Source organism: Rossellomorea sp. FS2 (assembly GCF_047915635.1).
Taxonomy (GTDB): domain Bacteria; phylum Bacillota; class Bacilli; order Bacillales; family Bacillaceae_B; genus Rossellomorea; species Rossellomorea marisflavi_A.
In genome coordinates this window covers 384,963-399,023 of the sequence record NZ_JBLRVS010000001.1, presented here as the reverse complement: position 1 = coordinate 399,023, position 14,061 = coordinate 384,963, and the positions used below count along the sequence as shown (strand labels likewise).

Sequence of the window (14,061 nt, the reverse complement as noted above, 5' to 3'; positions counted from 1 at the left end):
ACCTCATTATTTTTGACTGTCCAAAAATCCCTGAAGGATCATGGAGGCAGCCATTTTATCGATTACTTTCTTACGCTTCTTCCTGCTCACATCTGCCTCAAGGAGAACCCTTTCGGCAGCCATCGTACTGAGCCGCTCATCCCAAAAGACGACGGGCACACCGAGCTCGGTGCGGACAAGCTCTCCATATGCCTGGGAAGCTTCCCCGCGGGGACCGATGGTATTGTTCATATTCTTCGGCAGGCCGACGACGACCTTGCTCACTTCATATTCTTCTGCGAGCTCCTTGATCCTGTCGAGCCGGAACGTATTCTTCTCTTCGTCTATCTTGATGGTTTCGATTCCCTGGGCCGTCCAGCCGAAGGCATCGCTGATGGCGACACCCACGGTCTTCGAGCCGACATCCAATCCCATAGTGCGCATGTGTTATCCCTCTTTATGCTGTTTCAAATACGATTTGACTAATTCTTCGATGATTTCATCGCGCTCAAGGCGTCGGATGATATTCCTGGCATCTTGATGCCTTGGAATGTACGCGGGATCTCCGGAAAGTAAATACCCTACGATTTGATTGATCGGGTTGTACCCTTTTTCCTGAAGTGCATTATGGACTTGAAGGAGGACTTCCTTCACATCATGTTCAAACGGCTCCTCGGAAAAATCAAATCGCATCGTTTTGTCAAAAGAACTCATCATTGGCACCTCTCTTCAGGCTTGTCTTTTTGACAACCGAATTGTTAATCGTTACAACCATTGTACACCACTTTGACAGGGAGTTAAACGGATTTAACCCATTCTTCTACAAATTGAAGGGCATCATCCAGTTTTGATGCATCTTTTCCGCCTGCCTGGGCCATATCCGGACGTCCGCCGCCGCCTCCACCGCAGCGTGTAGCGACTTCCTTCACAAGCTTGCCTGCGTGATAGCCTTCTTTGACGAGATCATTCGTCACACCTGCGATGATGTTGACTTTGTCGCCATTGGCAGAAGCAAGGACGATCACACCGGAGGACAGCTTTTGCTTCAGGTCATCCATCATGTTGCGCAGGTCGCCGCCTCCGACTTTTGCCGTCAGGACATTGACTCCATCCACGACTTTGACTTGGTCGGTCAAGTTTCCTGCTTCTATGTTGGACAATTTTGCCGCCAATGATTCATTTGCTTTCTGAAGTTCCTTCATTTCCTGCAGAAGGGATTCGACGCGGACCGTCACTTCTTTCGGATTGGTCTTCAGCTTGGAAGCCGCTTCCTTCAAAAGGGAAACCTGGTCATTCAGGACACGGTATGCCCCTTCGCCTGTCACAGCTTCGATCCTTCTCGTGCCTGCTCCGATACCACCTTCTGACTGGATCTTGAAGAGGCCGATCTCAGAGGTATTGCCTACGTGACAGCCACCGCATAGTTCGAGGGAGTAGTCGCCGATGGAAACCACACGCACTTCATCCCCGTATTTCTCGCCGAAGAGTGCCATGGCCCCCATCGCTTTTGCTTCCTGAAGGGTCTTCTGTTCAATGTTGACTTGAAGGGCCTGCCATACTTTTTCATTGACGATTTGTTCGATCTGTTCCATCTCTGCTTCCGTGATGGCACCGAAATGTGAGAAGTCGAAGCGGAGCCTGTCCGGTTCAACGAGGGACCCTGCCTGATTGACATGCTCCCCTAGTACATCCTTCAGTGCTTGATGGAGAAGATGGGTAGCTGTGTGATTCTTCTCGACTTTCTTGCGGGATTCCCTTGAAACGACGGCCTTCACTTCTGCATCCTTGTGCAGGGATCCTTCTTCTACGATACCCGAGTGGAGGTTCTGGCCGTTCGGAGCCTTTTTGACGTCTCTTACAAACACCTTTACCCCATCGGCAAAGAGATAACCCTTATCTCCGATCTGCCCGCCGCTTTCAGCATAAAACGGGGTTTCATCAAGAATGAACTGCACCTCTTGCCCCTGTTCGGCTTTTGGCTGGCGCTCATCTCCCACGATGACTTCTAGGACGGTAGCCGTTGTTTCAAGACTCGAATAGCCCACAAATGCGCTTTTCACTGTCACATCGCTGAGGATGCCGCCTTGGACCTGCATGCTTCCCACGTCCTGGCGGGCGGAGCGTGCACGTTCGCGCTGTGCTTCCATCTCGGACTCGAAGCCGAATTGATCGAGAGTCAGCCCCTCTTCCTCTGCATATTCCTCAGTGAGCTCTACAGGGAATCCATACGTATCATACAATCTGAATACATCCTTACCCGGAATGACGGTGCTTCCTGCTGCCTTTTGTTCTTTGATGACGCTTGAGAGGATCTGCAGTCCTTCATTCAGCGTTTCATGGAAACGATCTTCTTCGTTCTTCACCACTTTTTGAATGAACTCGATCTTTTCCTTCACTTCCGGATAGAAGTCGACCATCACTTCCGCTACGACCGGAACGAGTTCGAACATGAACGGACGGTTGATGCCGATCTGCTTCGCGAAGCGCACAGCCCTTCTGAGCAAACGTCTCAGTACATAACCGCGTCCTTCATTGGAAGGAAGGGCCCCGTCCCCGATGGCAAATGCCACGGTCCGGATATGATCGGCAATGACTTTGAATGCTTTGTCGTCTTCTTTGCGCACGCCGTATTTACTGTCCGACATACCTTCTGTAGCCGAAATGATCGGCATGAAGAGGTCGGTATCGAAGGTCGTCGGCACGCCTTGGACCACGCACGCCATACGCTCTAGGCCCATACCGGTATCGATGTTTTTCTTCGGAAGCGGGGTGTACGTCCCGTCAGGATTATGGTTGAACTGCGAGAACACAAGATTCCATACCTCAAGATAACGGTCATTCTCCCCGCCTGGATACAGTTCAGGATCATTTGGGTCCTCCCCATATTCCGGACCTCGGTCATAGAAGATCTCCGTGTTCGGTCCGCTTGGTCCTTCCCCGATATCCCAGAAGTTCCCCTCGATTCGGATGATGCGTTCTGCCGGTACTCCGACTTTGGTATGCCAGATATCGAATGCTTCATGATCTTCAGGATGAATCGTTACGGAAAGCTTTTCAGGATCAAATCCGATCCATTCCTCTTTCGTCAGGAATTCCCATGCCCATTCGATGGCTTCCACCTTGAAGTAATCGCCGATGGAGAAGTTCCCGAGCATTTCAAAGAATGTGTGGTGACGGGCAGTCTCACCCACGTTTTCGATATCATTCGTCCTGATCGATTTTTGTGCATTCACGATCCTTGGATTTTCAGGGATCACACGTCCATCAAAATATTTTTTGAGCGTTGCGACTCCACTATTGATCCATAGAAGTGATGGATCCTCATGCGGGACCAGCGAAGCACTCGGCTCCACACCATGGTTCTTTTCCTGGAAGAAATCCAGGAATTTTTGCCGGATTTCGGCTCCTGTCAATGTTTTCATCATTAGTTCCTCCTTTGAATATGTAAATAAAAAAGAATACAAAAAAGCCCTCATCCCTGATCAGGGACGAGAGCTAGCTCGCGGTACCACCCTGGTTATGGATAAACGTTCTTATCCATCCCTCAATACGCCTTAACGCGGCCATACGGCAGGGTTCTCCTGCACTCCGGATCAGCCTTCCGTCATCCTTCATCCGGGTATCCTTTCAGCCTGGGGGATGCCCTCTCTTCTCAATGGACTATGACGTACTCGTTCCTTCATCATTTTTGCATGTATATGTTGGATTATAAAAATAATCGAAGGGTTTGTCAATGTCCCGCCTTTTCTTTTTGACGGGAGTGAATGAAATGCGTCCGGCCGTGCAATATGGCGACCTTGATGATGGCAAGGGCCGGTACTGCCACGATCATGCCGATCACACCTTGGACCTCACCGCCTATGATCAATGCACCCATGATGAAGAGGGGGTGCATATGCAGCGTCTTCCCGACAATCAGGGGAGACAGGATATTCCCTTCGAGGAACTGCAGGACCAGGACGATGATCACCACGTAGATCACCATGTGAAGGGATATCGTGCTCGCTACAAGCACCGCCGGAATGGCCCCGATGATCGGTCCGAAATATGGAATCACATTCGTCACCCCGATGATCAGGCCGAGGATGAGGGGATATTTCATTCCGACGAGCCAGAGGGCGGATGTCGACACACCGAAGATGATCAGACAGACGAGCAGCTGCCCTCGGATGTATCCGCCTAATGATGCATCCACATCCTTGAGGAAGCTCGCACTGCTTTCCCTCCACTTGCGGGGAGTGAGTCGGATGAAGAACCGCTTGACCTTCACCGCATCTTTCAGCAGATAAAAGGATACAAACGGGATGATGGCAATGATCAGAAGTGAATTCATGAACTTCATCAGAATGGCAAGGACGACGGCGGCAAGGCCCGTCACCCATGCTTCCAGCCCATTGATCCGCTTATCGAGCATGGATTGGATGCCTTCCGGCCACGTGGCGGTCTTGTACTGGATGTAGGTGAGCCCTCTGTTGTATTGATCGGTCAATACCGGGGCGTTTTGAGACAGGTCGTCGATCTGGTGGATGATGGCCGGTGTCCCCTTATAGATCCCCCACCCGATGCTGCCAAAGAAGAGAAGGTAGATGAGGAGGATGGCGATCCCACGGTGAATCCCGAGTTCATGAAGCTTCTCGACCACGGGATGGAGCAGGTACGCGATGAACGCACCGATGACAAAGGGCAAGGCCGCGAAGAAGAGCACGTCAAGGACGGGTTGCCATACCGGCTTCAACAGAAAAAGGACATATAATAGCAATGAGGCAACAAAGGTAATGGTTAATCGATAAAGCCATTTCGCATAATTGGTAGCCATGAACGTCCCTCCCTTCTATGTAGTGTGCCGAAGAAGAGAGGTTTTAGTCATGAGAAAAGGCCCGGCGGCAGCCGGACCTTCGAGGTATTTTTAGAAGAGCTTCTTCACTTGTTTGCGGAATCTCTTCATTTGCTTGCGATTCATTATGTTGGACCTTTGGGAATAGATGGAGGCGGCAATGCCTGCACCGAACCCAACGATCGATGAAAACGTCCTGTTCATGAAAAACACCTCTCCCTAGCTTAGTTGGCGTTCTTCTTCGTCAAACAGATCATCAAGCGAACTCAGCGAGCCATCTTCCTCCACCTGATGGGTGTGGATGACTCCCTTGGACAGGGATAATTCGATATAGCATCCCCAGCAATAAAACTGATTGATGCCGATTTTCCCTATATCTTTGCTTTGGCAGTTCGGACATTTCATGGCAGGATTCACCTCGTTCTACGGTTTTATCCTTACCATCATGGCCCTGCGAGCAAAAAGATATACTTGAAAGGCGAAGATTGTTCGAACGCTCCTTCCTAGTTTGGGCAGAATGGAACTATTCATGAGCTGAAACGATTTCCAGTCTCACGTCATGAAGTCATACGGCGTGATGCCCTCCATCCCGATCATGGGGTCCACGTTCATGAGATCGAAGGGAGCCTCATCTGCTGGAACGATGTCTTCCATGGATTGAAGCCTTTCCTTCAGTGTCGTTTTCCTTATGATATCCTCTTCCCGCTCGACCCCCATGCGGAACGCATCCTCTTCCCCGCACAGGATAAGGAACTGTTTGCTTCTGGTGATGGCCGTATATAGAAGATTTCTCCTGAGCATACGGTAATAGCTCTTCACCACGGGAAGGATGACGATGGGAAACTCACTTCCCTGGGATTTATGGATGGAGCAGCAGTAGGCATGGGTGATCTGTCCGAGATCCTGACGCGTATAGGTGACTTCCGTGCCTTCATAGGAAACGATGACCATATCCTGCTTCTCTGTGTTTTCCTTTGCATAGAAGATCGAAACCACTTCACCGATATCCCCGTTGAAGACATTGTTCTCGGGCTGATTGACAAGCTGCAGCACTTTATCCCCGATCCGGTATTTCACATCCCCGAAGGCGATTTCCTTCCTGGTTCCATCATTCTTGTTGAAGATTTCCTGGAGGAGGACATTCAACCGGTCGATACCGGCAGGGCCTCTGTACATCGGGGCCAGCACCTGAATATCCTTGGGTGTGAAACCCTTCTTCTTCGCGTTTTCCACGACTTTCTGAACCACTTCGGCGATCTGATTGGTACGGCAAGGGAAGAAAGAGCGATCCTTTTGCTGTTTCACAAGGTCATGAGGCAGACGTCCGTCCTTCATTTGATGGGCAAGGTCGATGATGGAAGAGCCTTCTTCCTGACGATAGATATCCGTCAATCGCACCGTCGGCACCCTGCCCGATTCCAATAGATCCTTCAGCACCTGTCCAGGTCCGACGGAAGGGAGCTGGTCCTCATCGCCAACGAAGATCACCTGGATGTTTTCAGGAAGGGCCTTCAGAAGCTGATGGGCAAGCCATGTATCCACCATCGATACTTCATCGACGATCAGCAATTTCCCTTCAATGGCCCGCTCTTCATCCGTCTGAAACCCTTCTTTCCCATTCCAGCCCAGCAACCGGTGGATGGTCATGGCAGGCAGCCCCGTCGATTCCGTCATCCGTTTGGCGGCCCTTCCCGTCGGTGCAGCAAGAAGCACCGGGAACGGTTCGTCTTTATACTCCTTCGGATCGAGCGAGCACCCGTGAAGATCGGCATACAGCTCGACGATCCCGTTGATGACGGTGGTTTTCCCCGTTCCGGGTCCTCCCGTCAAAAGGAGCATCGGGCTCATGAGTGCCGTTTGGATGGCTTCGCGCTGCGAGGGGGCATATTGCACGCCCAGACGGTCTTCCAACGATCCCAGGGAAAGGAGGAATTCCGATTGGGGGAACTGGTCCTCATAGTCGGTCTGGGCAAGGATCCTTTCGATATTCGAGACGATGCCCTTTTCAGAGAAATAAAGGGAAGGGGTGTAAATCTTCGTTCCCTCTCCAGCCACTTTCCCTTCCTCCTCCAGCGCCACGACCTGGGCAGAGATCTCCTCGAATTCGATACGCGCGGACTGACTCTTTTCCAGCAGTTCCTTCACGCTTACAATAAGTTCTTCCGCCTCGAGGTACACATGACCCTGCTTCACACACATCTGCTCCAACGTATACAAGCAGCCCGCCTTGATCCTGTCAGGATGACTGCCGGTGATGCCGATCTTTGAACCCAGTTCATCGGCACGATTGAAGCCGATCCCTTCGATATCCTCCACCAGCTTATATGGATTGTTGTGGATGATCTCAAGTGCCTGCTCTTTGTAGGCCTGATAGATCTTCATGGAGATCTGGGGACCGAATCCGAAATCGTTCAGCATGATCATGACCCGCTCAAGACCCTGATGCTCGGATAAAGTATCAAAGATGGTCTTGGCCTTTTCCTTCGGAAGCTTCGGCACCTCATCGAGGACCGATGGATTCTCGAGGATTTTGGTGATGGCATTCTCCCCGACGTGTTCTACAATCTTTTCAGCCGTCTTCGTCCCGATTCCACTGAACAGATCACTTGATAGATAGTGGACGATCCCCTGCTTCGATTGGGGGATCTCCTTCTTGAAGTGGTCGGCATGAAACTGCGTGCCGAACTTCGGGTGATCCTGGAATCGACCGAAAAACGAATAGGTCTCATCTTCATGAAGCTTCGGGAAATGGCCCGTGACCACGGCTTCTTTATCAATGTAGTCCTCATCATTGGTCTCTTCCACCCTGATGCGCACGACGCTGTACATATTATCTTCATTGTGGAAAATCGTGACAAGATGGCGTCCTTTGACATACAGTTCTTCGTCTCCAAATAATTGTAAAGAGTCTTGCTGGCTCAATTCAGCGAACCCCCCGGTTATTCACTCTCTTCTTTCTTGATCATGTCCACCGTCGCAACGCCCATCTGGGCAAGTTCATGGTCAGGCTGAAGCTCGATGGCCTTATGGAAGAAGGCAAGCGCTTGATCTGTATTGCTCTCATGGACCAGATTGGCGACACCGAGATTGTAATAGGCATCCGCATGCTCCGGATCAAGTGATAGCACATTGTTGAAGGCTGCAATCGCCTCCGTATAGGCTTCCACTTTTGCAAGGGAAAGGCCCAATTGGAAGAAGGCTTCTACGTCCTGATCATTCAGCTCGACACTGCGCTGGAAATAAGGCAGGGCAAGCTTCGGCTGATCGAGCTGCGAGAGGCTCATACCCAGCATGAAGTGGACGTCCGCATTCTCCATCCCTTTTGTGATCGCACGTTCGAACTGGTCCTTCGCATGATCATAGTCCCCTTGATTGAAGTGAAGCGTACCAAGTGAATAGTAAGCTGCACCCGCTTCCGGGTCGACCTCCATCGCACGTTCGAAGAAGCGCTTCGCCTTTTCCGGGTCTCCAACCGACATGAGGACATTCCCGAAGTTGATGTAGCCTACCGGGTCCGTCGGATTCTCCTCGATGGCTTCTGTGAAGATCTGAACGGCTTCCTCCACTTTCCCTTGTTGCAGCAGTTCAATACCTTTTGCATTTTTATCCATATGAAAACACCTCTTAAAATTCGTCTAGTATGTAACCGATGATGGTAGTAGTATACCACATCGTCCCATCCATTCTCTTCCCAAACAAAAAATGGACTGATAGAAGAATGGCCTCCTGTTCAGTCCATTATGAGGGATGGGGGTCATCCAGCTGATGCCGGGTCGGCCCCATCCATTTTTCTCGATTCAGCTTTAAAGGCTTTTAGGTCTGGGTACTGATGCCCCAGGGCAAGCCCCCTCCGCTTTTCTTTATTGTCCAGCTCCGGAGGCTTGGGGCTCGAGGTCATAAGCTGTGAAAGCCATAAAGGCACAGAACGCCTTTTTGGCTTTCCCCTCTTATGCTTGTCGCCCCAGACCCAGCCCCCTCCGCTTTTCTTTATCCCACGTATGTGAGTTTTTCCTGGTTGCGGTAGATCGTGTCGATGGTTCCGCCTCCGAGGCATTCATCTCCGTTGTAGAAAACGACGGCCTGTCCCGGTGTGACGGCGCGGATCGGTTCGTCGAACACGACGGATACGGTGCCGTCTTCCTGAGGGATGACCGTCACCGCGTTGTCATCCTGACGGTAGCGGAATTTCGCTGTGCATGTGAAGGATTCCCGTTTAGGGTCATTCGATGTCCAGTGAACGTCCGTTGCCAGGATCGAATCGGAGTACAGTGCCGGATGCTCGAAGCTTTGTCCCACATAGAGGACATTGCGCTCAAGGTCTTTACCGATGGCAAACCAAGGGTCGCCGGCGCCGCCGATTCCCAGGCCATGCCGCTGTCCGATGGTGTAGTACATGAGTCCATCATGTTTACCCATGACTTTTCCGTCCAGGGTTTCCATATTACCTGGCTGTGCAGGAAGATAGTTTCCGAGGAAGTCCTTGAAGTTCCGTTCGCCGATGAAGCAGATGCCCGTGCTGTCTTTCTTTGTTGCCGTGGCAAGTCCAGCTTCCTTCGCAATTTCACGAACCTTCTTCTTGTCGATGCCGCCCAGGGGGAACATGACTTTCTCCAGCTGATCCTGCCCGAGCTGATTGAGGAAGTAGGTTTGATCCTTGTTGTTATCGACCCCACGGAGCATTTTGTATTCTCCGTCGCGATACTCCACCTGTGCGTAGTGCCCTGTGGCAAGATAGTCTGCACCAAGCTTCAGTGCGTGATCAAGGAAAGCTTTGAACTTGATTTCCTTATTGCACATGACATCCGGGTTCGGTGTACGTCCCGCTTTGTATTCATCAAGGAAATAGGTGAAGACCTTATCCCAGTATTGCTTCTCGAAATTGACCGCATAATACGGAATGCCGATCTGATTGCAGACGCGGATGACGTCATCATAATCTTCCGTTGCGGTGCAGACGCCGTTTTCATCGGTATCATCCCAGTTTTTCATGAACACGCCGATGACTTCATAGCCCTGCTCTTTCAGTAGGAGCGCCGCGACAGATGAGTCCACCCCACCTGACATCCCGACGACCACCCGTGTGTCTTTCGGTTCTTTTTTCATCTATGCCACCTCCCTTTATCTTTCCTTCTTCATGTCGTGAGACGATGGATGATCTTCACCGCTTCATCTGCGGCCCGCACGATGTCTTCTTCCGTGTTCCCGAATCCGAAGCTGAAGCGGATGGAGTTGCGGATCTTCTCCGAGTCCCCTCCAAACATCGCCACCAGTACATGAGATGGTTCTATTGATCCAGCCGTACAAGCAGATCCGCTTGATACGGCGATTCCTGACATATCAAAATTCACCAGCATGGATTCAACATCTGTGCCGGCAAAGCTCAAGTTTAGCACATGGGGAAGCCCATGCTCAAGCGATCCGTTTTCCTCATAGGAAATACCGGATCCGGCTAGCTTTTCCTTGAGGATCTCTTTGAATCCTGCGTATCGATTGCGCTTCTCTTCCATGGATGAAGAGGCTATTTCAATGGCCTTGGCAAGTCCGGCTATTCCAGGGACATTTTCCGTTCCTGCGCGACGCTTCCTCTCTTGTTCGCCGCCGTGTGCGAGGGGAAGGATATCCACATCCTTCCTGCAATAGAGGAAGCCAACCCCTTTGGGTCCATTGATCTTATGCCCTGAAACGGAAAGAAGATCGACACCCAATTCGCCGACATGCAGCTCTTGAAGTCCATAGGCCTGCACGGCATCCGTATGGAAAAGTGCCTGGTGGTCCTTCAGGAGATGTCCAATTTCGGAGATGGGCTGGATCGTCCCCACTTCGTTATTCCCGAACATGATGGTGACTAGGATCGTGTCTTCACGCAGGACGGCCTTCACGGCATCCACACTGATTCTGCCTGTCTCATCTACGGGCAGATAGGTCACCTCGAACCCCTGTTTCTCTAGGTTCTGACATGTGTGGAGGACGGCATGATGCTCGATTTCGGTAGTGATGATATGATTCCCGCGCTCCCGATTCTTCATGGCAGCCCCGATGATCGCCATGTTATCAGCCTCTGTACCGCCACTTGTAAAGATGATTTCATTATGGTCTGCGTGAATCGATGCTGCAGCAATGGAACGGGAATGGTCCACGATAGAGCGTGCTTCCCTGCCGAACGAATGGATGCTCGACGGATTACCGAACGTTCCCTGCATGACCGTCATCATCTCATCGATCACCGCAGGGTGAACGGGAGACGTTGCCGCATGATCCAAGTAGATTCTGTTCATTCACTTACCTCCTAGATGTAAAACATATAAGCATCGGATTCTCCGTCATCTGTATGACTGGCGAGATCCTCGATCGTTGTATTATCGAGCACGTCCTTCACGGCATCACGGATGCGGATCCAGAGCTCACGCTTGGCAGGCTCCTCGTCCTCGATCCCTTCAACAGGGCTGATCGGCCCCTCGAGGATCCGGATAATGTCACCTGCGGTAATATCCTTAGGTTCATGGCCGAGGACATACCCTCCATAAGCACCCCTGATGCTCCTGACTAACCCGCCGTTCCGAAGCGGAGCAACCAGTTGTTCAAGATAGTGTTCTGATAAATCATGCTGTTGCGCAATCGTCTTGAGGGATGTCGGTCCCTCACCGTGGCGTTTGGCCAGTTCGATCATGATCGTCAAGCCGTACCGGCCCTTCGTGGATATCTTCATTTCAAGCACCTCTGCTATATAGGGTAATTACATTAACTGTATGGTTTCATTCGCTCCTGCCATTATAGCATATTCCTTGTCCCACTGCGAAAGGTGGCACATGCGCAGGTTATTTCCATAAAGGGTACCCGTGTGATAAAGTAAAAGGTATCAGAACGCCAGTTTGGAGAGATATACCATGTCGATAAAACCACTCGCTTTCAAAATGAGGCCGCGGACCATCGATGAGATCCTCGGTCAGCAACATCTTGTAGGGGAAGGCAAGATCATCGATCGGATGGTCAAGGCGAAACAACTGTCATCCATGATTCTGTATGGACCACCGGGAATCGGGAAGACGTCGATCGCCAGTGCCATTGCCGGGAGCACCCAGTACCGGTTCAAGACATTGAATGCGGTCACCAATAATAAGAAGGACATTCAGATCGTAGCAGAGGAAGCCAAGATGTCGGGCAAGGTCATCCTCCTCCTGGACGAGGTACACCGCCTAGATAAAGGAAAGCAGGACTACCTCCTTCCTTATCTTGAAAATGGCATGATCACCCTGATCGGTGCGACCACGAGCAACCCTTATCATGCCATCAACCCTGCCATCAGGAGCCGGTGCCAGATATTCGAGCTGAAGCCACTGTCCCCGGATGAAATGAAACAGGCCATCCACCGGGCCATCGAAGATGAAGAGCGTGGACTCGGAACGTACAAGCTCGATGTCAGCAAAGAAGCGATCGAGCATTTTGCCAGCAGCAGTTTCGGTGATGTCAGGAGCTCCCTGAACGCATTGGAGCTCGCCGTGCTCTCCACCTCTCCTGATGCAGATGGAGTCATTCATATCACCCTCTCCATCGCAGAGGAGTGCCTGCAGAAGAAAAGTTTCTCCCACGATAAGGACGGCGATGCCCATTATGATGTGATCAGCGCCTTTCAGAAATCGATCCGGGGAAGCGATGCAAATGCCGCCCTCCACTATCTCGGAAGACTGGTGGAAGCAGGAGACCTGCCGAGCATCGCCAGAAGATTGTTGGTCATCGCCTACGAAGATATCGGGCTTGCCAGTCCCCAGGCAGGGCCCCGCACCCTTGCCGCCGTGGAAACGGCTGAGAAGATCGGGTTCCCTGAGGCAAGGATCCCGCTCGCCAATGCCGTCATCGAACTTTGCTTGTCACCCAAATCCAACTCCGCGATCTCTGCCATCGATTCAGCCCTTTCCGATATCCGGAAAGGAAAAAGCGGCGAAGTGCCCGCCCATCTCAAGGACGCCCACTACCAAGGGGCGGCCGAGCTTGGCAGAGGGGTTGAATATAAATACCCGCACGATCATGAATCGGGCTGGGTCAAACAGGACTACCTGCCGGACCGGATCAAAAACGCCAGATACTACCAACCAAAGAAAACAGGAAAGTTCGAGCAGGCCATCGGCCAGGTTTATGAAAATATCAATAAGCACAGGTAGTAACATTTAAAGCCCGGGGCGCTGCGCCCCGGGCTTTTTCATGCAGACTCCTTCCTTTCCGCTCTCACCCATGACCGGGATTTACATACCCTGATACTAACCAGGAGGTGAGCTACTTTGATACATTTGATTGAAGGAAATCCCATGGACCCGAAAAGCCTCCCCGACGAACAGCGTGCCATCTACGAAGCATTGAACAACTCCCCCATGGATTATGAATTCCCGTCAAAAGCCCAACTGAAATTTGAAATCGACCTGAGATCCCATATACTCCACAATGCCAGAAAGATCAATGAAGGAGACTCGGAATTCTCCGCTTTCGCCGACTCCCGATTCAATCCGGCTTTCTGGATCAAGACCCCGTATGGATACGAGCTCAGGCGCGGCCGTCTTCCGTCAGATGCCATCCGTGACGTCTTCATCAACAGCGCCCTGTACAGCTTCGAATGCGTAACCACGATCGTCCTGATCTACTATAAAAGCATCCTTGATTCCATTGAACCATCAATATTCAATGACCTTTATTCCCATCTGTTCATCTGGGGATCCAATTATAATGAAAACCTGTGGATGGAAACGTACCGCGGCGTCGATCGCATCCCCGGCGACGTGTATTACTTCTATAATCCCGACTACGCAGACCCCATCTGGATGGGAGAAAACTCCGTTTATATGGCCGATGACCTTTACTTCGGCCACGGAATCGGCATGGTTACACACAAAGGGATGATTGAAGCCTTGGACACCCTGAGAGTCGAAGGCGCAAAAAAATCCGCCTACCTTCTCAACCAGGTGACCCGGTTGAACTCAGCAAGATTCTACCCCTACCGGCGATAAAAAGGGCCGGAGAGTAACGCAACACTTCAGCAAACACCCAACAGCAGTCACAGACCGTTCATTGCACTGCCAACCCACAACCCATTGCAGCCACCGTACGATCGCCTACTAAACCTCCAATTCGAACGTACACAATTACAAAAAGCACCCAATCCACGGCCACTCACCAATACACAAGCATAGAGTGGATTGGAGCGGAGGGCGGTTGACTCCAGCGGAATAGGAGGTCGGGCAAGACCCCGCAGGCACGAGGAG

Annotated in this window: 14 protein-coding genes; 2 read left to right on the top strand and 12 right to left on the bottom strand. The window is 51.4% G+C overall.

Translation table 11 applies throughout. The features are described from left to right. Positions 1-6: 6 nt before the first annotated feature. The 12 genes from ruvX to cymR form a co-directional block, all read right to left on the bottom strand. On the bottom strand, positions 7-423 hold the full coding sequence (gene ruvX / locus ACNA6I_RS02120; RefSeq protein WP_179125841.1) for a Holliday junction resolvase RuvX: 417 nt from the start codon (positions 421-423) through the stop codon (positions 7-9). A gap of 3 nt (positions 424-426) precedes the next feature. Next, positions 427-693, bottom strand: coding sequence for an IreB family regulatory phosphoprotein (locus ACNA6I_RS02115; RefSeq protein ID WP_048006427.1), 267 nt, complete (start codon positions 691-693; stop codon positions 427-429). 83 nt (positions 694-776) lie between these two features. Beyond that, a complete protein-coding gene (gene alaS, locus ACNA6I_RS02110) occupies positions 777-3,401 on the bottom strand; it encodes an alanine--tRNA ligase (RefSeq protein WP_416313207.1) in 2,625 nt (874 codons plus the stop codon). Between the two features lie 308 nt (positions 3,402-3,709). Then, on the bottom strand, positions 3,710-4,795 hold the full coding sequence (locus ACNA6I_RS02105) for an AI-2E family transporter (RefSeq protein ID WP_048006189.1): 1,086 nt from the start codon (positions 4,793-4,795) through the stop codon (positions 3,710-3,712). Between the two features lie 90 nt (positions 4,796-4,885). Continuing rightward, on the bottom strand, positions 4,886-5,017 hold the full coding sequence (locus ACNA6I_RS02100; RefSeq protein WP_082139339.1) for a YrzQ family protein: 132 nt from the start codon (positions 5,015-5,017) through the stop codon (positions 4,886-4,888). Between the two features lie 15 nt (positions 5,018-5,032). After that, the gene (locus tag ACNA6I_RS02095; protein ID WP_048006190.1) at positions 5,033-5,218 is read right to left on the bottom strand and encodes a hypothetical protein; all 186 of its coding nucleotides are present in this window, start codon (positions 5,216-5,218) and stop codon (positions 5,033-5,035) included. 147 nt (positions 5,219-5,365) lie between these two features. Next, positions 5,366-7,735: an ATP-dependent RecD-like DNA helicase gene (locus tag ACNA6I_RS02090; protein WP_416312900.1), complete on the bottom strand. Its 2,370-nt coding sequence runs from the start codon at positions 7,733-7,735 to the stop codon at positions 5,366-5,368. 17 nt (positions 7,736-7,752) lie between these two features. Next, positions 7,753-8,424, bottom strand: a complete 672-nt coding sequence (locus ACNA6I_RS02085) for a tetratricopeptide repeat protein (protein WP_048006192.1) — start codon at positions 8,422-8,424, stop codon at positions 7,753-7,755. Positions 8,425-8,567: 143 nt separating this feature from the next. After that, positions 8,568-8,735, bottom strand: coding sequence for a hypothetical protein (locus ACNA6I_RS02080; protein WP_416312899.1), 168 nt, complete (start codon positions 8,733-8,735; stop codon positions 8,568-8,570). A gap of 65 nt (positions 8,736-8,800) precedes the next feature. Further along, positions 8,801-9,916, bottom strand: coding sequence for a tRNA 2-thiouridine(34) synthase MnmA (gene mnmA / locus ACNA6I_RS02075; RefSeq protein WP_048012625.1), 1,116 nt, complete (start codon positions 9,914-9,916; stop codon positions 8,801-8,803). A 29-nt stretch (positions 9,917-9,945) separates the two neighbouring features. Further along, positions 9,946-11,088, bottom strand: coding sequence for a cysteine desulfurase family protein (locus tag ACNA6I_RS02070; RefSeq protein WP_063191998.1), 1,143 nt, complete (start codon positions 11,086-11,088; stop codon positions 9,946-9,948). An 11-nt stretch (positions 11,089-11,099) separates the two neighbouring features. Further along, positions 11,100-11,519 (bottom strand): cysteine metabolism transcriptional regulator CymR, encoded by a 420-nt coding sequence (gene cymR / locus ACNA6I_RS02065; RefSeq protein ID WP_048006195.1) that lies wholly within the window; start codon positions 11,517-11,519, stop codon positions 11,100-11,102. A 178-nt stretch (positions 11,520-11,697) separates the two neighbouring features. On the opposite strand from cymR, the gene ACNA6I_RS02060 reads away from it, so the two are divergent. Both ACNA6I_RS02060 and ACNA6I_RS02055 read left to right on the top strand, forming a co-directional pair. After that, positions 11,698-12,969 carry a replication-associated recombination protein A gene (locus ACNA6I_RS02060; RefSeq protein ID WP_048006196.1) on the top strand — a complete coding sequence of 424 codons (1,272 nt, stop codon included), beginning with the start codon at positions 11,698-11,700 and terminating at the stop codon, positions 12,967-12,969. A gap of 117 nt (positions 12,970-13,086) precedes the next feature. After that, a complete protein-coding gene (locus ACNA6I_RS02055; protein ID WP_231579104.1) occupies positions 13,087-13,806 on the top strand; it encodes a protein-glutamine gamma-glutamyltransferase in 720 nt (239 codons plus the stop codon). Positions 13,807-14,061 lie beyond the last annotated feature (255 nt).

Excerpts from the sequence above, each read along its gene's own strand:
- ruvX (WP_179125841.1), bottom strand. The coding sequence starts at position 423 with ATGCGCACTATGGGATTGGATGTCGGCTCGAAGACCGTGGGTGTCGCC.
- ACNA6I_RS02115 (WP_048006427.1), bottom strand. The coding sequence starts at position 693 with ATGAGTTCTTTTGACAAAACGATGCGATTTGATTTTTCCGAGGAGCCG.
- alaS (WP_416313207.1), bottom strand. The coding sequence starts at position 3,401 with ATGAAAACATTGACAGGAGCCGAAATCCGGCAAAAATTCCTGGATTTC.
- ACNA6I_RS02105 (WP_048006189.1), bottom strand. The coding sequence starts at position 4,795 with ATGGCTACCAATTATGCGAAATGGCTTTATCGATTAACCATTACCTTT.
- ACNA6I_RS02100 (WP_082139339.1), bottom strand. The coding sequence starts at position 5,017 with ATGAACAGGACGTTTTCATCGATCGTTGGGTTCGGTGCAGGCATTGCC.
- ACNA6I_RS02095 (WP_048006190.1), bottom strand. The coding sequence starts at position 5,218 with ATGAAATGTCCGAACTGCCAAAGCAAAGATATAGGGAAAATCGGCATC.
- ACNA6I_RS02085 (WP_048006192.1), bottom strand. The coding sequence starts at position 8,424 with ATGGATAAAAATGCAAAAGGTATTGAACTGCTGCAACAAGGGAAAGTG.
- mnmA (WP_048012625.1), bottom strand. The coding sequence starts at position 9,916 with ATGAAAAAAGAACCGAAAGACACACGGGTGGTCGTCGGGATGTCAGGT.
- ACNA6I_RS02070 (WP_063191998.1), bottom strand. The coding sequence starts at position 11,088 with ATGAACAGAATCTACTTGGATCATGCGGCAACGTCTCCCGTTCACCCT.
- cymR (WP_048006195.1), bottom strand. The coding sequence starts at position 11,519 with ATGAAGATATCCACGAAGGGCCGGTACGGCTTGACGATCATGATCGAA.
- ACNA6I_RS02060 (WP_048006196.1), top strand. The coding sequence starts at position 11,698 with ATGTCGATAAAACCACTCGCTTTCAAAATGAGGCCGCGGACCATCGAT.